The following is a 19,441-nucleotide window of genomic DNA, read 5'->3' as shown; positions in this document are numbered from 1 at the left end:
ATGATGGAGATGTAATATTACTACACGAACGCCGCCACGATGTCCGCAAGTTGTTGCCTGACCCAGACATGGGCGGGATCGCCGTGGCAGCGCTCATGCCAGATCATGGCCGGAGAGAAGGGGGCGACCTCCAGCGGCACATCCAGGAGCGCAATCGGGAGCTTGTCCGCCAGCCGGCGCGCGAGGCGGCCCGGCAGCGTGAGGATCATGTCGCTGTCCGCCACCAGCAGCGCAGCGGCGATGAAATGGGGGACGCGCAACGCGACGCGGCGCGTGAGGCCCAGTGCCGAGAGCGCGGCGTCGACCGCGCTTTCACCCAGGCCGGAAATGGTCACGGTCACGTGGCGCAGCGCCACATACTGTTCCAGACCGAGTCCCCGCGCCGCGCCGGGGTGGCCGGACCGCACTACGCATACGAAGCGGTCGGTGTACAGCCCGCGTCGATAAAGACTGCCCGGCAGGCTCTCGAACGTGCCCAGGGCCAGATCCGCCATCCCCTGCTCGACGAGCCGCACATTGTCCCCGGCAGGTTGTGCGATATGCAGACTCAATCCGGGCGCCTGTCGTTCAAAACGGGCGATCAATTCACCCAGGACCACCAGGCTCAGGTGATCGTGCGCGGCAATCGTGATCCGCCCCGTCGCTGCGGCGGGATCGAAGACGGCAGGCGCGACGATGCCACGGGCGTCGTCCAGCAATCGGGTCACCCGGCCTGCCAGGGCCTCGCCGCGCGGCGTCAATTCGAGCCCGGACGCGCCGCGGACGACGAGGCGATCGCCCAGCATCGTGCGCAATCGTCCCAGTGCGCGGCTGGCGGCCGGTTGGCTCAGGCCCAGCCGGAGACCCGCCCGGGTGACGCTGCGCTCCCGGACGAGTGCTTCGAACAGTTTCAACAGGTTGAGGTCGGCCCCGGTCAAATCCACTTGGCGCATTTTCACTATGCCTTTCATGTCATTGATGCATGTCCCGCAATCATGCACGCTTCCGGTTCAACTTCACAGGAGATTTCCATGACTGCTGCCCCCTCTCTTCCTTACGCCGTGTCCGGCGTGACCGGCCGAACCGGCGCCGCCGCGGCCGATGCGTTGTTGCGCGCCGGCCAGTTTGTTCGCGTCGTCGTGCGCGACCCGGCCCAGGGTCGCCACTGGGCCGAACGTGGTGCGGAAGTCGCGATCGCCGACCTGACGGATCTGGTCTCGCTGACCAGGGCGCTCAGTGGCGTCCGCGGCGCCTACGTCGTCAGTCCTCAACAATACGGCCGCGACGACCTGTTCGAGCACGCCGACCTGATTGCCGCCACCACGGCGCGCGCGGCGGCGGCCGCGCGCGTGCCCAGGCTCGTGGCCCTGTCCTCGGTGGGCGCCGACCGCGAGAACGGCACGGGCTGGATCGGCATGAACCGGATGTTCGAGCAGCGCCTGGGCGAATCCGGCGTGCCGGCCGCCTTCCTGCGCGCGGCCTATTTCATGGAAAACTGGATGCCCATGGTGGGCCAGGCCGTGCGCAGCGGCACCCTGCCGACGTTCCTGGCACCGCCGCAGCGCGCCATCCCGATGGTGGCCACCGCGGACGTCGGCAACGCCGCGGCCGCCTTGCTGCAGGAAGCATGGACGGGGCACCGCATCGTCACGCTCGCGGGGCCCGCGGACTACGCCCCGAACGACGTCGCCGCCAGCGTTGCGGCCACGCTCGGGAAGCCGGTCGACGTGGTGGTCCTGCCGGACGCTCAGTGGCCCGACGCGCTGGCCGATGCGGGCTTTTCACCGGCAGCGCTCGCCGGTTTCACGGAAATGACGCGGGGCCTCAATGGCCCGCACATCGACATCAGGAGCGATCCCGCCGCCGTCGAATGGGCGGGGACCACGCCGCTGCAGCACGTCATCGCCGGACTGGCAACGCGCTAGAATAAGGCATGGACCAGCCCTACATCCCGATCAATTGCGAGCGCCATGACGAACTCCTTGCGCTGGCCACCTTGCGCCGCCCGTGCACGCTGGACGTGGAGCGTCCCGATGGCACGCTCGACAACCTGGCGGGCGTGATCGAGGATGTCTACGCCGACACCGGCGTCGAATACCTGCGGCTGCGTGGCGGCCCGACCGTGCGGCTCGACTGGATTCGTACACTGAACGGCCGCCCCTTTCCATGATCAGGGACTATCCCTCCGCAGCAAGCGATCTATTTTCGAGATGGCCCGCCAGCAGTCCGGATTTTCAGGACCACTTCGTCGAGGACGGTATCATCGATCCAGCCCGGTGGATCCAGGCCGGCACGCAGATTCTTTTCGTACTCCGAGAAACCAACGGCTACCGCGGCAACATCGCAGCGCTGATTCATAAAGCGTGCACGACACATCCATCCAGCAAACTATGGGATCGCCCCACCTTCCACAATGTCGGGCGTTGGGCACATGGACTTCTCCACGCCGGGGACGCGAATTTTCCAACCTTCGAGGACGCGCACAAGAGCAGGAAGACTGCACTGCTCGCATGCGCCTTCATCAACCTGAAAAAGACAACGGGAGGTGCCAGGGCGACCAACGCCGTGGAGCACGCCGCTGCACGCGACGCCATCTTCCTGCGCGAACAGATCGAATTGGTTGATCCCCGGATCGTGGTGTGCGGTGGGACCTATCGAGCGATCAAACAACACGTTTATCCTGCAATCCGACGCGTTGGCCCACGCGTGCACGAAGCAGGCGGACGGATCTTCATCAACGCCAATCATCCGTCGTACTTGAAGAAGACTGCGGAAATGTATGATGATGTGGTGGGAAACTACCACCGATATCAGGCTAGATCGAAGGCGATGATAGACTGAATGACGTACCGGTCGTCCTGGCTAAGCCACGTTCAACCCCAACCCCCGTACCAGCTCCGCCGCCTGCCGCGTCGAAATCGTCGCGCCGGCAAACTGCTTCGCATTCGACAGCTTCAGGCCGCCGAGATCCGCCTCGCGCAGATCGGCGGCATCGAAGCGCGTGTCCTTGATGTGGGCCTCGCGCAGGCTGCAGCCTTCTTCGAACACGGCCTCGCGGAAGTCGCAGCCCGACAAGTCCGCATCGGCGAAATCCAGCCCGCGCAGCACCGCCTTGCGGAACGACATCCGGCGCAGGTCGGCGCCGACAAGCAGGCAGTCTTCGAACGAGAGCCCCAGCTGGCTCACCTCTTCGAAGCGCGCGCCCGTCAGCTTGCAGCCGCGGAACGCGACGGAGGCGAGCTTCGTGCGGCGCCAGCCCGCGTTGTTCAGGTCGCAGGCGTCGAACCGGGCATCGACCAGGTCGGCCGATTCGAAATCCGCATGGCCGCCGCGGCAGCGCTGCCAGCGCGTGCGCGCCAGGTTCGCGGCATAGAACGACGTCTCGGATACGGCACAGCGGATGAATGCGCAGTCCTGCAAGTTCAGGCGCGACAGGTCCGCGCCGGCGAGGTCGCAGTCTTCGAGGACGAGCAGCGTGTCTTCCGCCAGCAGCGCGTCGATGCGTGCGCGGTCGACTTGCTCGCCGCTCAGGGTAACGGTGGTCCGGGACATGGAATCAGCGCGTCTCGACACGCGCCGACGCGTGGATCGTGCAGCCGCGGTGCACGTTTTCCAGGAAGCGCAGCGCGTCCTCCTGGCGGCACGAGGACGGCAGCATGCGGCCTAGCGATTCGTCGGCGGCGATGCGGTCGATGCCGTACGCGATCGCGCGCGAGATGTCGCGGGCCTCGCGGCCGTCGCTGTTGTACAGGGCGTCGTACACGCCGACCTCTTCCCACAGCGGCACGTAGCCGGGACTGATGCTGTCCTGGAAGGCGACGGACGGCGCCGCATCCTCGTCCTGGGATATCAGCCGAAACACGAAACTCACCGGGTCCTCCATCGATCGCTGAAACAGGGCGCCGATGCTACCACGGCCCGCGTTTTTCAGCCGGCCGCCGTCCCGGTCGCGTGGAGAAACGCGTCGGCCAGCGTCGCTTTCGTGACGACGCCGGCGAGGTCCACGCCGAGATGCACGATGGTCTGGGCGATCTGCGGCCGGATGCCGCTGAGGATGCAGTCGGCGCCCATCAGGCGGGCCGCCGCGATGGTCTTCATCAGGTGTTGCGCGACCATCGTGTCCACGGTGGGGACGCCCGTGATGTCGATGATGGCCGTATGGACGTGGGTCGCGGCGATCCGGTCGAGCAGGCTTTCCATCACGACTTGCGCGCGGACGCTGTCGAGCGTGCCGATCAGGGGCAGGGCCAGCACGCCTTCCCACAGGCTGATGACCGGCGTCGACAGCTCCAGCAATTCCCGTTGCTGGCGCGCGATGATCTGTTCGCGGCTGCGCTGGAAGGCGTCGAGCGCATACATGCCCATCTGGTCCACCCACGTGTCGACGGCCCGCAGCGCCGCGGGCGCGGCGGCGTGGTGCGTGCGCAGCAGGTCGGCCAGCGGCTGCTTGACCGCGAACACGAAGGCCACGGTCGCAGCCGCCGTCGAGCCGCGGCCGGCCCGGGCCGTGGTGATGTCGTCGAGCGTGTCGCGCATGGCGCGCCAGGCGCGGCCTTCGATGTTGCCGGCCTGCGGATCGTCGGCCGCCTCGGCGAAGGCCTGCAGGACGCGTTCGCAGTGCGCAGGGACGGACGGCGCGCCGGCGTGTTCCAGCCACGCGGCGCACAACGCCGCATGGTGGTCGCGCACGAACTGGCCGAGCGGGACGGCATGGGATGGGGGAATCATCGGTGGCTCCTGGTCGGGTCGGGCTATGAAAGTCTTGCGCCGACCGAGAGGCATCGGAGGTTAACTGCGTGGTCGATGGACTATACCACCGATTGCGCTAGCCCAGGTTGGCCACGCGGGCGACGGCCGCGCCCAGCTCCGCGAGCTGGAACGGCTTGCGCAGCACGGCGTCGCTGCCGATCGCGTGTTCGATCGCACCCATGTCCGCGTACCCCGTCGCCACCAGCACGGGCAGGCTCGGGAACAGCGCGCGGGCGCGCACCGCCAGGTCGACGCCCGTCATGTCCGGCATCAGGTAGTCCGTCAGCAGCAGGCCGGGCCGGTCCCCCTCCAGCGCCGCCAACCCCTCCCCGCCGTCGCCCGCCTGCGACACGTGGCAGCCGAGGGCCAGCAGGGCATCGACGATCCCCGCGCGTACGGATTCGTCGTCCTCGACGACGAGCACGCGCAGGCCGGCCAGCTTGCGGCGATCGACCGCGGCGGGCCGTTCCGACGCCGTGGCGTCATGCGCGGCGGGCATCCAGATCTCGATCGTCGCGCCCTCGCCCGGGACGCTGTGCACGAACGCCGCGCCACCCGATTGCTGGGCCATGCCATACACCTGGCTGAGGCCCAGGCCCGTGCCCTTGCCCACGGCCTTGGTCGTGAAGAACGGCTCGAAGACTTTCGCCGCCACTTCGGACGACATGCCGGGACCGGTGTCGGTCACCGCGAGGCGGACATAGTCGCCGCCCGCCAGCGTCCCGGCGGGCGGCTGGGCGCGCGATGCCTGCAGGTGGATGTGCCCGCGCCCGCTCATCGCATCGCGCGCGTTGATCATCAGGTTGAGCAAGGCCATCTCGACCTGGCTGGCGTCGGCGAGCACGCTGTCCACGTCGGCGTCGATCGACAGCACGAGCTCGACGCCCGCGCCCAGCACCGGCCGCGCGAGCTCCTCGACGCTCTCGAACAGGGTCCGCACCGGCAACGGGCGCAGGTCGAGCGACTGGTCGCGCGCGAACGTCAGCAGCTGGCCCGTGAGCTTGGCGCCGCGCCGGCACGCGGCCTGCGCCTTGTCCACGCGGCCCTGCGTCGATTCCTCGCGCGTGAACATGCCGATGAGTTCCAGGTTGCCCTGGATGACGTTCAGCAGGTTGTTGAAGTCGTGCGCCACGCCGCCCGTGAAGCGCCCGAGGAATTCGAGTTTCTGCGCCTGCGCCACCGCCTGCTGCGCGCGTTCGCGTTCCATCACTTCGGCCGTGAGCCGGTCGTTGGCCTGCGCCAGTGCCCGCGTGCGCTCCTCGACGCGCGCCTCGAGGTTCGCATTCAGCGCCGCGAGCTGCGCCAGCACCTCGCGCGCCTCGTACTGGCGCCGGCGCGCGCGCAGCGCGGACCCTGCCGCCGTGGCCAGCGTGTCCGCGCTCAACGGCCGTTCGAGGAGGAGGACGTTGCCGAGGGCGGCGAACGTCGCCTTCAGTTGCGCCGGCGCGGCGCCGTAGCGCTTGGCCAGCAGGACGACGAACGGGAAATCCGACCACGGTTCCTGGTCCGCCAGCCACGCCGCGATGCGCGCCAGGGTAAGCGCCGACAGCGCCTCTTCCGCCACGATGGCCGCCGCCGCGCCCTGCCCGATCGCCTCGATGAGCGCGTCGGCACCGGCGACGACTTCGCACCCGACGCCGTCGCGCGTCACGACGCCGGCGATCACGTCGGCGTCGCGCCCGTGCGGAGCGAGCACCAGGACGCGCTCTTCCCGCTGGTCAGGCATCGGCATCGGATTCGATCATCATGGGCGTCGATCCGCGGTAGGTCGGCAAGCCCGTCAACACGCCTTCGAAGCCTTCGAGCGCGGCGCCCACTTCGACACCGCCGGCACCGAGCTGGAGCTCGTGGATCGTCAGCGCATGGTGCGCCGTCCTGCTCTTGGACACGGTGATCGCGCGGCGCAGCTTGCCGCCGGACTCGAAGTAACGCAGCAGCATCGTCGAATCGCTCAGGTAGCTGAGGTCGACGTCCCGGACAGCCTCGCCGACAACCCCGTGCTCGCCGAGGATCAGCGCCGTCGTGATGCCCTTCTGGTTGAGGTAGGCGAGCAGCTCGTGCATCTGCAGCAGCAGGAATTGTTCACCGGGCATTGCTTGCAGATAAGCATTGAGGCTGTCGATGGCGACGAAGACGGCGCCGTCGGTTTCCACGGCGTCGCGCAGCATCTGGGCGAACTGGCCGGGCGCCAGTTCGGCCGGGTCGATATGGCGCACCGTCAGCAGCCCGGACTCCAGGTGCGGCGACAGGTCCAGCCCGAGGGCGGCGGCGCGTGCGAAAAACGTCCCCATGCCTTCGTCGAACAGGTAATACGACGACCTCTCGCCCCGTTCCAGCGCCGCCAGCATGCAGCGCACCACGACGGTCGTCTTGCCGACGCCGGAAGGCCCGACGAACAGCGTATTGGTCCCGGCGACGAGGCCGCCGCCGAGCAGCATATCGAGTCCGTCGGATCCCGTGGAGCGCGTCACCGGGATGAACTTCGTGAGGTGTTCCGCCGCGACGAGCCGGGGGAAGATCCGGATGCCCCCGGTGTCGAGGATGTAGTCGTGGTAACCGCCCCGAAACTTGATGCCGCGCATCTTCATGATATTGACGCGGCGGCGCTCCTTGCCGAATTCCTTGGCGAGCTGTTCGAGGCTGATGACGCCGTGCGCGATGCTGTGCAGATGCTGGTCCGACTGGTTGGTCTTGTCGTCCAGCATCAGCACCGTGCAGGCGCGCGATGCAAAAAATTGTTTGAGTGCAAGGATCTGGCGGCGGTAGCGCAGCGGATTCTGGGCCAGCAGCCGCATTTCCGACAGGCTGTCGAAGACGACACGCGCCGGATTGATGCGGTCGACCTCTTCCATCACGCCCCGCGCCGTCTCGCCCAGCTCGATCTCGGCCGGATGCAGGATCGACTGCTGCGCCTCCGGATCGAGCGCCTCGTCGCTGGCCAGCTCGAAGATGGCCAGCCCGTCGAGCGACCAGCCATGGCTCTCCGCGACGGCATCGAGCTCATCGGCAGTTTCCGACAGGGTGATGTACAACCCGGTTTCCCCCTTGGCCACGCCGTCGAGCAGGAATTGCATGCCGAGGGTCGTCTTGCCCGTGCCGGGCGTTCCCTCGACGAGGTACACCCGCTCCGCGGTCAGGCCACCGCCGAGGATGTCGTCCAGCCCGGGTACCCCGGTCGAGATGCGATACGCGGGTTTGCGTGAAGTGCGGCGGGAGGCAAGCGGTTCGGCCATGCGGGAAACGTCCTGTAAAGATGGGCGCCATGCGCTGTGGGTGAACGCGACGGCAAGACCATTATAGGACGAATCAGCCGCTCGTCAGCGCGCGGTCGACGAGCTCGATCCAGTGCGTCACCGGCGTCGCCGTCCCCGACTGCAGGTGCGACATGCAGCCGACGTTGGCCGAGACGTATTCCTGCGCCCCCGTCGCTTCCAGGTTGGCCAGCTTGCGGTCGCGCAGCGCGTGCGCGAGCTCGGGATGCAGCACGGAATACGTGCCGGCCGAGCCGCAGCACAGATGGCTTTCCGCGCACAGCACGACGTCGACGCCGGCCGCGCGCAGCACGCCCTCGACCTTGCCGCGGATCTGCTGGCCGTGCTGCAGGGTGCACGGCGGGTGGAACGCGACGCGCTCATGGATACGGCCCGACAGGAGACGGGCAATCTCGCCCTCGAAGTCGCACATGATCTCGGACAGGTCCTTCGTCAGCGCGGCGATGCGCGCCGCCCTCGACGCATACGCCGCGTCGTGGGCGAGCAGGTGGCCGTAGTCCTTGACCGTCACGCCGCAGCCGGATGCCGTCATCACGATGGCGTCGACGCCGTCCTGCTCCACGTACGGCCACCACGCGTCGACGTTGCGGCGCATGTCGGCCAGGCCGCCGTCCTGGTCGTTCAGGTGGAAGCGCACGGCGCCGCAGCAGCCGGCTTGCGGCGCTTCGATGAGCTGGATGCCGAGCACGTCGAGCACGCGCGCCGTCGCGGCATTGACGTTCGGCGCCATCGCCGGCTGCACGCAGCCCGCCAGCACGAGCATCTTGCGCGCGTGGCCGCGCACGGGCCAGCGGCCGGGCGCGCGCGCCGGCTGCAGCTTGTCCTGCAACGCGGACGGCAAGAGCGGGCGCACCATCTGCCCCGCCCTGAACGCGGGCTTGAACAGGTTCGAACGCGGCAGGAATTCCTTCAAGGTCGTGCGTTTGACCCTGTCCGCGAACGGACGCGGCACGCGTTCCTCGACCACCTTGCGGCCGATGTCGACGAGGCGCCCGTACTTCACGCCGGACGGGCACGTGGTCTCGCAGTTGCGGCACGTGAGGCAGCGATCAAGGTGCAGCTGCGTCTTGCGCGTGGGCGTCTCACCTTCCAGCACCTGCTTGATCAGGTAGATGCGGCCGCGCGGGCCATCCAGCTCGTCGCCCAGCAGCTGATAGGTCGGACACGTGGCGGTGCAGAAGCCGCAGTGCACGCACGCGCGCAGGATCGCGTCGGCCTCGATGCCCTCGGGCGTGTCCTTGATGAAATCGGCGAGATTCGTTTGCATGGTCCCTCAATACATCCGGCCGGGATTGAAGATGCCGGCCGGGTCGAACCCGGCTTTCAGGCGTTCGTGGATGCGGGCGATGGCCGGCGCCAACGGCTGGAACACGCCGACGCTCTTGTCGCCGCCGCGGAACAGGGTCGCGTGGCCGCCGCACGCTGCCACGACCGCACGGATGCGTTCCGCCGTCGCCGCGTCACCCGGCGCACGCAGCCAGCGCTGCGCCCCGCCCCACTCGATCAGTTGCGGGCTGCCCGGCACGATGGCGCCGACCGTCGACGGCACGGACAGGCGCCACAGCGGCATGTCCCCAGCGAAGAACGGATGCTGCTGTTCGCGCAGGCTGGCCCAGAAGCGGGCGCAGTCCGGCATCACGTCGCCGCCGAGCGTACGGATCGCGTTGTCGACGGCAGCATTCGCACCGGACAGCCGCAGCGCCAGCACGCCGTCGTGCCAGCAACTGGCGGAGACGGGCAGCGGCTGGCCGCCCCATTCGTTCAGGTTGCGGATCGCATCGACCTCGTTCACGCCCTCGAACACGAGCGTCGCTTCGCGCGGCGCACGCGGCAGCACTTTTATCGAGACTTCCAGCAGCAGGCCCAGGGTGCCGAGCGAACCCGCCAGCAGGCGCGACACGTCGTAGCCGGCCACGTTCTTCATCACCTGGCCGCCGAACGACAGCACGTCGCCCTTGCCGTCCAGGAGTTTGCAGCCGAGGACGAAGTCGCGCACGGCGCCTGCGCTGACACGACGCGGTCCGGACAGGCCGGCGGCGATCGCGCCACCGAGCGTCGCGCCGGATCCGAAATGCGGCGGCTCGAACGCCAGCATCTGCCCCTGCTGCGCGAGCGCCGCTTCGATGTCGGCCAGCGGCGTGCCGCAGCGCGCCGTGATCACGAGTTCCGTGGGCTCGTAATCGACGATGCCCGTGTAGTCGCGCGTATCGAGGATGTCGCCTTCGAGCCGCTGCCCGTACCAGTCCTTGGTGCCGCCGCCGCGGATGCGCAAGGGGCGCCCGTTGCGCACAAGCTCCTGGAAGTGGTCGACGAGATTCTGCATGGTCAGAAGCGCGGCAGATCAGAAAACGGCAGCACGCCGCCGGTGACGCGCATGCGGCCAAGTTCCGCGCAACGCCGGAGTGTCGGAATGGCCTTGTTGGGATTGAGGAGCATGCCAGGATCGAACGCGCGCTTCACCGTGAAGAACGCGTCGAGCTCCCTGGCGCCGAACTGCACGCACATCGAATCGATCTTCTCGACGCCGACACCGTGTTCGCCCGTGATGGTGCCGCCCACTTCCACGCACAGCGCGAGGATCGCGGCGCCGAAGGCTTCCGCGCGATCGAGCTCGCCCGGCTGGTTGGCGTCGAACAGGATCAGCGGGTGCATGTTGCCGTCGCCCGCATGAAAGACGTTCGCGCAGCGCAGGCCGAACGTCGTCTCCATCTCCTCGATGCGCGCCAGCACGTGCGCGAGCTGCTTGCGCGGGATCGTCCCGTCCATGCAATAGTAGTCGGGCGAGATGCGGCCGGCGGCCGGGAACGCGTTCTTGCGGCCGGACCAGAAGCGCAGGCGTTCGGCCTCGGTCTGCGACACCGTGATCGCGCTGGCGCCGGCCTCGCGCAACACCTCCGTCATGCGCGCGATTTCTTCCGCCACTTCGAGCGCCGTGCCGTCCGCCTCGCACAGCAGGATGGCGGCCGCGTCGAGGTCGTAGCCCGCCTTCACGAACGGTTCGACCATGCGCGAGGACGTCCGGTCCATCATCTCCAGGCCGGCCGGGATGATGCCGGCCGCGATCACGCTGGCGACCGCATTGCCGCCCGTCGCCACGTCGTCGAACGAGGCCATGATCACCTGCGCCTGCGCCGGCTTCGGCACGAGTTTCACGATCACTTCCGTGACGATGCCCAGCATGCCTTCCGAACCGATGAACACGGCCAGCAGGTCGAGGCCGGGCGCATCCAGCGATTCGCCACCGAGCTCGATGACGTCGCCTTCGATCGTACAGACGCGCACGCGCAGCACGTTGTGCACGGTGAGGCCGTATTTGAGGCAGTGCACGCCGCCCGAGTTCTCGGCCACGTTGCCGCCGATGGTGCAGGCGATCTGCGACGACGGGTCGGGCGCGTAATACAGGTTGAACGGCGCGGCCGCTTCCGAAATCGCGAGATTGCGCACGCCCGGCTGCACGACGGCCGTGCGCGCATACGGTTCCACGCGCAGGATGCGGTTGAGCCGCGCCGTCGAGATCACGACGCCGTCCGCCAGCGGCTGCGCGCCGCCGGACAGGCCCGTGCCCGCGCCGCGCGGCACGATGGGCACGTCCAGGTCGCGGCAGACTTTCAATATCGCGAGCACCTGCGCCTCGTCGTCCGGCAGGGTCACGACCATCGGCAACTGGCGGTAGGCGGCCAGGCCATCGCATTCGTATGGACGGGTGTCTTCGGGATCGGCGAGGACGGCGCGCGCGGGAAGGACGGCGCGCAGTGCGGCGGCCACCTGCTGCCTGCGCTCGGGGTCGACTGGAATCGAGGGAATCATGGAACGATTGTAAGCACAATCCCAAGGATTTGGCGTATGCTCCGGCTATCTTTTTTCGTGGGCAGGATATAAGCATGGGCAATCGACTTTCGAAGATCGCGACCCGCACGGGCGACGACGGCAGCACCGGCCTCGGCGACGGCAGCCGCACCGGTAAAGACAGCGCGCGCATCGCGGCGCTGGGCGACGTCGACGAGCTGAATTCCTTCGTCGGCCTGCTGCTGTGCGAAGAAATGCCGGGCGACCTGCGCGAGGAGCTCGTCACGATCCAGCACGACCTGTTCGACCTGGGCGGCGAGCTGTGCATCCCCGGCTACCAGTTGATCAAGGACGAGCAGGTGGCGCGCCTGGACGCGCTGCTGGAGAAGTACAACGCCGACCTGCCGGTGCTGAAGGAATTCATCCTGCCGGCCGGCTCGCGCGCCGCGTCGCTCGCGCACGTGTGCCGCACCGTGTGCCGCCGCGCCGAGCGCGCCATCGTGACGCTGTCGAAGCTCGAAACGATCAACGCGCAGCCGCGCCAGTACGTGAACCGCCTGTCGGACCTGATGTTCGTGCTGGCGCGCGTGCTGAACCGCCATGCGGGCGGCAGCGACGTGCTGTGGCAGCACGAACGCAAGCGCACCTGACGGAGTGCGGATGACGGCAACCTTCGACGTCCGCTTCCACGCCGGCCGCGCCAACTGGCCGGCCAATCCGTTCCACTTCCAGGGCAAGGGCCAGGTCGTCGTCGAACCCGACTTCGTTGTCGTGCGCGGCAGCACCCACCGCTCGTTCCGTTTTCCGGCGCGCGCGGAACACCGGCTGCGCATGGTCGACATCGTCAACGCATACAGCGAAGGCGAGGACGTGTATTTCCACGTGCTGGGCGTGCGCGAGAACCTGGCCGTCGGCTTTTCCGCGCCGGACGCGGCGACGGCGCAACGGCTCCTCGCGCTGCTGCCCGCGCGCCAGACCGAAGCCTTCGCCGTGGCCCACGCGGAACGCAACGCCTTCCACGACCGGATCGATTACTGGAGCCCGTCGACGCCCGTGATCTGGACTCTGCTGGCGCTGAACATCGGCATCTACTTCCTCATGTGGCTCGTACGCCGCAGCCTGCCCGGCGGTGCGATGGGATCGATGCTGGGCTGGGGCTGGAACTCTGCCTACGACGCGATGCTGCGCTCGGCGCAACTCGTCATCTGGGGGTCGAACGTGGGCGACCGGACGCTGCACGGGGAATGGTGGCGTCTCCTCACGTCGCTGTTCCTGCACGGGAGCCTGCTGCACCTGGCATTCAACATGATCGCGCTGTGGCAGGTGGGCCAGTTGGTCGAGCGCCTGTTTGGCAGCCTGCGCTTCAGCGCGCTGTACCTGGTCGCCGGCCTGTGCGGCGGCATCGCCAGCGTGACGTGGAATCCGCACGTGAACAGCGTGGGCGCGTCCGGCGCCATCTTCGGCATCGTCGGCGGCCTGTTCGCGTTCATGCGGCGCGAGAACAGCGGCATCCCGCCCACCGTCGTCAACGACCTGCGCGGCACGCTGCTGCCGTTCCTGGCGTTCAACCTGGCGGCGGGCTTTTTGTATCCGCACACGGACAACGCGGCCCACATCGGGGGCCTCATCGGCGGCTGGCTGGCCGGCCACCTGCTGGCGCGCTCGCTGCACGTGCCGGCGGAGAGGACGACATGAGCGACGATTTCATCGGCATCTACGACGGCGCCCTCACGCCCGCGCAATGCGCCCACATCCTCGAACGGTTCGAGGCCAGCGACAAGCACCAGCGCGGCCGCACGGGCATGGGCGTGGACGTGGCAAAGAAGGACAGCTGGGACGTCACCATCAGCCAGCACAAGGAATGGCACGACGTGTGCAACCTGATGGCGACGGCCGTGCGGCGCCACCTGGTCGAGTACATGGACCGCTACCGCGCCCTGCTGCTGGGCGCCCTCGCGCCCACGGTGGCGCATCCGACGACGGGCCAGCCGGTGGCGCTCTCGCTGGACAACTTCGACGAATGCGGCCGCCCGCACCTCGATGCGCTGGTCCAGGCGCTGTACCGTCTCGGCGCCATCAACCTGCAGAAGTACCTGCGCGGCAGCGGCGGCTACCACCACTGGCATTCCGAGATCTATCCGCAGAACGCGAGCTGCGAGACCCTGCACCGCGTGCTGCTGTTCCAGTTCTACCTGAACGACGTGGCGGACGGCGGCGCGACGGAATTCCTGTACCAGGGCCGCAAGGTCGAGGCGCGCCAGGGCCGGCTGGTCATCGCCCCGGCCGGCTTTACCCACACGCACAAGGGCCACGTCGCGACGAGCGGCGACAAATACGTGGCCACGTCGTGGATCCTGTACCGCCGCGCCGAGGACCTGTTCAAGTAGTGCGGGACGCGCCAGCCAGCGCGTCCCGCAGCGTATCGAGATCGATCGGCTTGACGAGGTGCCTGTCGAAGCCTGCCTCCGCAGCGAGCCGGCGGTCGCTGTCCTGGCCGTAGCCGGTGATGGCGACAAGGAACGCGTGCGCGGTGGAAGGTTGCGCGCGCAGGCGCCGTGCCAGTTCGTAGCCGTCCATGCCCGGCAGGCCGATGTCGAGCAGGCACACCTGCGGCGCCTCCGTGCGCGACCGCTCCAGCGCGCGCAGCGGATCGTGCTCGACGCTCACGCGGTGCCCGGACGCTTCCAGCAGCAGGCCCAGCGTCTCGGCCGCGTCGACGTTGTCGTCCACCACCATGATCGACATGCTGCTTTCCTGCGCCGCCGCATGCGCGCCGTCGCGCCGCCCGGCCGGCTCGGCGCCTGCCGCGATGAGCGGCAGGGTCACCGTGAAACGGCTGCCCCGGCCCGGCCCCGCACTCTCGCACGCGACGGTGCCGCCGTGCAGCTCGACGAGGCTCCTCACGAGCGCCAGGCCCAGTCCCAGTCCGCCGGAGGCGCGGTCCGACGTGCGCTCGGCCTGGGCGAACAGGTCGAATGCGCGCGCCACCAGTTCCGGCGCCATGCCGATGCCGTTGTCGACGACATCGACAACCACCTCGTTGCCCCGCACCCTGGCCGCGAGCCGCAGCCGGCCGCCCTCCTGCGTGTACTTGGCGGCGTTGTTGAGCAGGTTGGCGAGGACTTGCACGAGGCGCTTCGCGTCGCCCATCACGGGCATGGGTTGCGCAGGGACGTCCACGTCCAGCTGCTGGTGCCGGGTACGGACGAGCGGCATGACCTGCTCCACCGCGTCGGCCACGATGGCGCGCATGTCCAGCGCAGCCTCGTCCAGCTCGACCTGGCCGCGGGTGACGCGCGAGACGTCCAGCAGGTCGTCGATGAGCTCCGTCATGTGGGCGACCTGGCGGCCGATGATCTCGCTCGTCTTGCGCACGAGGCCTTCGTCCAGCCGCGCGCGCTGCAGCAGCGCGGCCGCGGCGCCGATGGGCGCCAGCGGGTTCCTGAGCTCGTGCGCCAGCATCGCGAGGAACTCGTCCTTGCGGCGGTCGGATTCCCTCAGCTTTTCCTCGGCCAGCTTGCGTTCCGTGATGTCGCTGGCGGCGCCGATCCATTCCTCGATCTCGCCGCGCGCGTCGAGCATCGGCACGGCGCGCGAATAGGTCCAGCCCACGCTGCCGTCCAGGCGGCGCACGCGGTGTTCCAGCTGGAACGTCGACTTGGCGTGGATCGCCGCCGCAATCGCACGGTGGATGAGGGCCTGGTCTTCCACCGGGATGTAGTCGTCGATCCAGTAGCGGCTCGCGTCGGCCGTGTCCTTCAGATAGCCGCGCCCGTCGAGCTGGCGCAGCTGGCTCCAGTCGGGGCTCATGCGGTACAGGACGTCCGCCGTCGCATTCGCCAGGGCGCGGTAGCGCGACTCGCTCTCGGCCATCGCGGCGGTGGACCGCACCTGGTCGGTCACGTCGCTGGTCGTATGCGAGATGCACAGGAGGGTGCCGTCGGCACCGAAGATCGGCGTGTTGACGGCGCTCCAGAACCGCTCCTCGAAGCCCGTCGCGCCGTTTGGCAGGACGACGGCAATCGGATAGCGCTGGGCCACCAGCCGATCCGGCCGGCCCGTCGCGATGACGCGCGCGATGGAGCGGCGCAAGACCGTTTCACCCGTATCGGCGGGGTCGTCGGGGTTGCGCGGGAACGCCGCGAACAGGCTGACGCCCACCAGCTCCTCGCGCGTGCGCCCCGACGCTTGCAGGAACGCGTCGTTGACGGCGAGGATGGTGGCTTCCGGCGTGGGCGACAAGAGGTAATGCCCGCTCGGGGAGCGAGTGAAGACGGCTTCGAACAGGGCGGGGGAAAGCATGAACGGTGCTTTCGATAGTCGATGAGGCGGCATTATAGGGCTGTCGCGACAGACGCGTCGGCCGATTCGCCATAGCAAAAAACGCCACCGCCGGACGGGCCGGGATGGCGTTCTTCAAAGGGGCAAACTGCGCAGGGTCAGGTGTTGTTGACCACCAGGCGCGGTTCGCCGATGCCGAAGCGTTCGCGGATGGACTTCCCGATACCGTGCGCATCCAGGCCGACGGACGCCAGCAGCAGCGCCGGGTCGCCGTGGTCGATGAAACGGTCGGGCAGGCCCAGGATCAGCAGCGGTTTGGCGATGCCCGCCTCCGCCAGCGCCTCGGCCACGGCGGAACCGGCGCCGCCCATCGTGCAGCCCTCTTCCACCGTCACCAGGTAGTCGTGGTTCTGCGCCAGCTGCTTCACCAGTTCCACGTCCAGCGGCTTCACGAAGCGCATGTCGGCGACGGTCGCGTTCAGGCCGTCGGCCGCTTTGATGCTCGGCGCCACCATCGAACCGAAGGCCAGGATCGCGACGCCCTTGCCTTCGCGCTTGACGATGCCCTTGCCGATCTCGATGACGTCCAGCGCCGGCTCGATGACCGCGCCGATACCCGCACCGCGCGGATAGCGCACGGCGGCCGGGCCGTCGAAACGGTAGGCCGTCGTCAGCATCTTGCGGCACTCGTTCTCGTCCGACGGCGCCATCACGACCATGTTCGGGATGCAGCGCAGGTAGGCGATGTCGTAGTTGCCCGCGTGCGTGGCGCCGTCGGCGCCGACGAGGCCCGCGCGGTCCAGCGCGAACGTCACGTCCAGGTTCTGCAGCGCCACGTCGTGGATCAGCTGGTCGTAGGCGCGCTGCAGGAACGTCGAGTAGATCGCGACGACGGGCTTCATGCCTTCCGTTGCCAGGCCGCCCGCGAACGTCACCGAATGCTGCTCGGCGATGCCGACGTCGAAGTAGCGGTCCGGGTATTCCTGGTTGAAGCGGACCATGCCCGAGCCTTCGCGCATCGCCGGCGTGATGCCGACCAGGCGCTTGTCGACATGCGCCATGTCGCACAGCCAGTTGCCGAACACCTCGGTGTACGTGATCCTGGTCGCCTTGGCGGGCTTGATGCCTTCGCTCGGATTGAATTTACCCGTGCCGTGGTAGAGGATCGGCTCGGCCTCGGCCAGCTTGTAGCCCTGCCCCTTCTTCGTCACGACGTGCAGGAATTGCGGGCCCTTGAGCTTCTTGATGTTTTCCAGCGTCGGGATCAAGGAATCGAGGTCATGGCCGTCGATCGGGCCGATGTAATTGAAACCGAATTCCTCGAACATCGTGGCCGGGACGACCATCCCCTTCGCGTGTTCTTCCAGCTTCTTCGCCAGTTCCAGCATCGGCGCGGGCAGCATCGTCTTGCCGACGTTTTTCGCGGCCGCGTAGAACTGGCCCGACATCAGGCGCGCCAGGTAACGGTTCAATGCGCCGACCGGCGGCGAGATCGACATGTCGTTGTCGTTCAGGACGACGAGCAGGTCGACGTCGTCCTCGACGCCCGCGTTGTTCAGCGCCTCGAACGCCATGCCGGCGGTCATGGAGCCGTCGCCGATGACGGCGATCGCCTTGCGTTTCTCACCCTTGATCTTCGCGGCCGTCGCCATGCCCAGGGCCGCCGAGATCGACGTCGACGAGTGCGCGGTGCCGAACGTGTCGTACTCGCTTTCGTCGCGCTTGGGGAAGCCGGACAGGCCGTTCAGCTGGCGCAGGCTCGGCATGCGCTCGCGCCGGCCCGTGAGGATCTTGTGCGAATAGGTCTGGTGGCCGACGTCCCACACGATGCGGTCTTCCGGCGTGTTGAACACGTAGTGCAGCGCGATCGTCAGCTCGACGGTGCCGAGGTTGGACGACAGGTGGCCACCCGTCTTCGACACGGAATCGAGCAGGAACTGGCGCAGTTCATGGGCCAGCGGCGTGAGCTGGGTGCGCGGCAGCTTGCGCAGGTCGGCCGGGTCGTTGATGGTATCTAGCAGTTTCATTTATGCCTTCCGCTGCACGATCAGGTCCGCGATCTCGCGCAGCCGCAGTGCTTGTTCTCCGAACGGCGCGAGCGCGTCGTGCGCCTGCTGCCGCAATTGTTCCGCCAGCGCCTTCGACGGCTCCAGCCCAAGGATCGACACATAGGTCGGCTTGTTGTCGGCGGCATCCTTGCCGGCCGTCTTGCCCAGCGTGGCCGAGTCGGCGGTCGCGTCGAGGATATCGTCCACGACCTGGAACGCGAGGCCGATGGCGCGCGAGTACGCGCCCAGGGCTTCCTGCTCGTGCGATGCGAGGTCGCGGCCGGCCAGCGCGCCCAGCAGCACGGACACGCGCAGCATGGCGCCCGTCTTGAGCTGGTGCATGCGCTCCAGCTGTTCGAGCGTGAGGCTGATGCCGACGCTGTCCAGGTCGATCGCCTGGCCGCCGCACATGCCCTTGCTGCCGGCCGCTTCGGCCAGCAGGCGCAGCATCGTGACGGTGCGCGCGGCCGGGACGGTCGTCGTGCCGGCCAGCACCTCGAAGGCTTGCGCCTGCAGCGCGTCGCCCACGAGCAGCGCCGTCGCTTCGTCGTACGCCACGTGCACCGTCGGCTTGCCGCGGCGCAGGGCGTCGTCGTCCATGCACGGCATGTCGTCGTGCACGAGGGAATACACGTGGATCATCTCGACGGCGCTGGCGGCGCGCGCGAGCGCATCCGCATCCGCGCCGAACAGGGCGCCGCTCGCATGCACGAGCAGCGGTCGCACGCGCTTGCCGCCGCCCAGCGCCGTGTAGCGCATCGCTTCGTGCAGCCTGGCCGGCGCCTGGCTCCCAGCCGGCAGGAAGCGGTCGAGGGCAGACTCCGCGTCGGCCTGCACGGCCTTCATCCAGGCCGGGAACGCCTGCGGCGCGCTCATACGTCGTCCTCGCCGTCGGCGCTGAACGGCTTGAGCATCTCGCCTTCCAGGACCTTGACCTGGGACTCGACTTTTTCCAGCTGGGCCGCGCAATAGCGCACGAGCTCGGAACCGCGTGCATACGCGGCGACCGAGGCTTCCAGGGGCAATTGCCCACTTTCCATTTGCGTCACGAGTTGGGCCAGTTCGGCCATCGCCTGCTCGAAGGATTCGGGCGGTGCGGACGCCGCTGCGCTCGCGGCGGCCGGTGGTGCGGCGCTCTCCGCGTTTGTTTTATTTGGCATAATGAGTTTGATCGATTCGGGGCCGGGCGACGCCACGCGCAACCCGTGCGCGGCATGCCAGTCTAATCGCTTATTCTAAACAATCCTGTTTCGACATGAACGGTGCGCCTGTCGCCGCCAACTTGCAAGCAAGGATACATTTTATCGCAAAGCGCCCCGGGATTCA

19 protein-coding genes are annotated in these 19,441 nt (G+C 68.1%); 6 read left to right on the top strand and 13 right to left on the bottom strand.

Going from position 1 to position 19,441, the window contains the following annotated elements:
• Positions 1–20 precede the first annotated feature (20 nt).
• On the bottom strand, positions 21–950 hold the full coding sequence (locus ASD28_RS00830) for a LysR family transcriptional regulator (RefSeq protein WP_229412370.1): 930 nt from the start codon (positions 948–950) through the stop codon (positions 21–23).
• Positions 951–1,010: 60 nt separating this feature from the next.
• Between ASD28_RS00830 and ASD28_RS00825 the strand changes: the two genes are divergently transcribed.
• From ASD28_RS00825 to ASD28_RS00815, 3 genes are read left to right on the top strand one after another with little or no spacing between them, the layout of a single operon-like run.
• Positions 1,011–1,904 carry an NmrA family NAD(P)-binding protein gene (locus ASD28_RS00825; protein WP_056122509.1) on the top strand — a complete coding sequence of 298 codons (894 nt, stop codon included), beginning with the start codon at positions 1,011–1,013 and terminating at the stop codon, positions 1,902–1,904.
• 8 nt (positions 1,905–1,912) lie between these two features.
• Positions 1,913–2,149, top strand: coding sequence for a hypothetical protein (locus ASD28_RS00820; protein WP_056122507.1), 237 nt, complete (start codon positions 1,913–1,915; stop codon positions 2,147–2,149).
• Positions 2,146–2,820: a hypothetical protein gene (locus ASD28_RS00815; RefSeq protein ID WP_056122505.1), complete on the top strand. Its 675-nt coding sequence runs from the start codon at positions 2,146–2,148 to the stop codon at positions 2,818–2,820. The genes ASD28_RS00820 and ASD28_RS00815 overlap by 4 nt, the downstream gene beginning before the upstream one ends.
• Before the next feature lie 21 nt (positions 2,821–2,841).
• Here the strand turns inward: ASD28_RS00815 and ASD28_RS00810 are convergent, their stop codons facing one another.
• From ASD28_RS00810 to ASD28_RS00775, 8 genes are all read right to left on the bottom strand, one after another.
• Positions 2,842–3,531: a pentapeptide repeat-containing protein gene (locus ASD28_RS00810; protein ID WP_056122500.1), complete on the bottom strand. Its 690-nt coding sequence runs from the start codon at positions 3,529–3,531 to the stop codon at positions 2,842–2,844.
• 4 nt (positions 3,532–3,535) lie between these two features.
• Positions 3,536–3,850 carry a hypothetical protein gene (locus ASD28_RS00805; protein ID WP_229411912.1) on the bottom strand — a complete coding sequence of 105 codons (315 nt, stop codon included), beginning with the start codon at positions 3,848–3,850 and terminating at the stop codon, positions 3,536–3,538.
• A gap of 56 nt (positions 3,851–3,906) precedes the next feature.
• Positions 3,907–4,707: an STAS domain-containing protein gene (locus ASD28_RS00800; RefSeq protein WP_056122494.1), complete on the bottom strand. Its 801-nt coding sequence runs from the start codon at positions 4,705–4,707 to the stop codon at positions 3,907–3,909.
• A gap of 97 nt (positions 4,708–4,804) precedes the next feature.
• A complete protein-coding gene (locus ASD28_RS00795; RefSeq protein WP_056122491.1) occupies positions 4,805–6,460 on the bottom strand; it encodes an ATP-binding protein in 1,656 nt (551 codons plus the stop codon).
• Positions 6,447–7,961, bottom strand: a complete 1,515-nt coding sequence (locus tag ASD28_RS00790; protein ID WP_056122488.1) for an ATPase domain-containing protein — start codon at positions 7,959–7,961, stop codon at positions 6,447–6,449. Before ASD28_RS00790 ends, ASD28_RS00795 begins: the two co-directional genes overlap by 14 nt.
• 73 nt (positions 7,962–8,034) lie before the next feature.
• Positions 8,035–9,267, bottom strand: coding sequence for a glycolate oxidase subunit GlcF (gene glcF / locus ASD28_RS00785; protein WP_056122485.1), 1,233 nt, complete (start codon positions 9,265–9,267; stop codon positions 8,035–8,037).
• A 6-nt stretch (positions 9,268–9,273) separates the two neighbouring features.
• Positions 9,274–10,323 carry a glycolate oxidase subunit GlcE gene (gene glcE, locus ASD28_RS00780; RefSeq protein WP_056122482.1) on the bottom strand — a complete coding sequence of 350 codons (1,050 nt, stop codon included), beginning with the start codon at positions 10,321–10,323 and terminating at the stop codon, positions 9,274–9,276.
• A 2-nt stretch (positions 10,324–10,325) separates the two neighbouring features.
• The gene (locus tag ASD28_RS00775; protein ID WP_056122479.1) at positions 10,326–11,807 is read right to left on the bottom strand and encodes an FAD-linked oxidase C-terminal domain-containing protein; all 1,482 of its coding nucleotides are present in this window, start codon (positions 11,805–11,807) and stop codon (positions 10,326–10,328) included.
• A gap of 74 nt (positions 11,808–11,881) precedes the next feature.
• On the opposite strand from ASD28_RS00775, the gene ASD28_RS00770 reads away from it, so the two are divergent.
• Genes ASD28_RS00770 through ASD28_RS00760 form a run of 3 tightly spaced genes read left to right on the top strand, consistent with a single transcriptional unit; the run spans position 11,882 to position 14,173 of the window.
• On the top strand, positions 11,882–12,436 hold the full coding sequence (locus tag ASD28_RS00770) for a cob(I)yrinic acid a,c-diamide adenosyltransferase (protein WP_056122476.1): 555 nt from the start codon (positions 11,882–11,884) through the stop codon (positions 12,434–12,436).
• A 10-nt stretch (positions 12,437–12,446) separates the two neighbouring features.
• Positions 12,447–13,481: a rhomboid family intramembrane serine protease gene (locus ASD28_RS00765; protein WP_056122474.1), complete on the top strand. Its 1,035-nt coding sequence runs from the start codon at positions 12,447–12,449 to the stop codon at positions 13,479–13,481.
• Complete coding sequence (locus ASD28_RS00760; protein WP_056122470.1) at positions 13,478–14,173, top strand: 2OG-Fe(II) oxygenase; 696 nt, start codon at positions 13,478–13,480, stop codon at positions 14,171–14,173. Before ASD28_RS00765 ends, ASD28_RS00760 begins: the two co-directional genes overlap by 4 nt.
• Here ASD28_RS00760 and ASD28_RS00755 read toward each other — a convergent pair.
• The 4 genes from ASD28_RS00755 to ASD28_RS00740 form a co-directional block, all read right to left on the bottom strand.
• On the bottom strand, positions 14,166–16,088 hold the full coding sequence (locus tag ASD28_RS00755; protein WP_056122466.1) for an ATP-binding protein: 1,923 nt from the start codon (positions 16,086–16,088) through the stop codon (positions 14,166–14,168). The genes ASD28_RS00760 and ASD28_RS00755 overlap by 8 nt on opposite strands.
• A 137-nt stretch (positions 16,089–16,225) precedes the next feature.
• A complete protein-coding gene (dxs, locus tag ASD28_RS00750) occupies positions 16,226–18,094 on the bottom strand; it encodes a 1-deoxy-D-xylulose-5-phosphate synthase (protein WP_056122462.1) in 1,869 nt (622 codons plus the stop codon).
• Positions 18,095–18,991 carry a polyprenyl synthetase family protein gene (locus ASD28_RS00745; protein ID WP_056122459.1) on the bottom strand — a complete coding sequence of 299 codons (897 nt, stop codon included), beginning with the start codon at positions 18,989–18,991 and terminating at the stop codon, positions 18,095–18,097. It abuts the gene before it with no gap.
• Positions 18,988–19,275 (bottom strand): exodeoxyribonuclease VII small subunit, encoded by a 288-nt coding sequence (locus ASD28_RS00740; protein WP_056123575.1) that lies wholly within the window; start codon positions 19,273–19,275, stop codon positions 18,988–18,990. Before ASD28_RS00740 ends, ASD28_RS00745 begins: the two co-directional genes overlap by 4 nt.
• Between the last annotated feature and the right edge of the window lie 166 nt (positions 19,276–19,441).

The sequence above is a fragment of the Massilia sp. Root133 genome (assembly GCF_001426525.1).
Taxonomy (GTDB): Bacteria; Pseudomonadota; Gammaproteobacteria; order Burkholderiales; family Burkholderiaceae_D; genus Telluria; species Telluria orientalis.
Note: the sequence above shows the minus strand (reverse complement) of the source record. Positions and strands in the feature narration are given on the sequence as shown.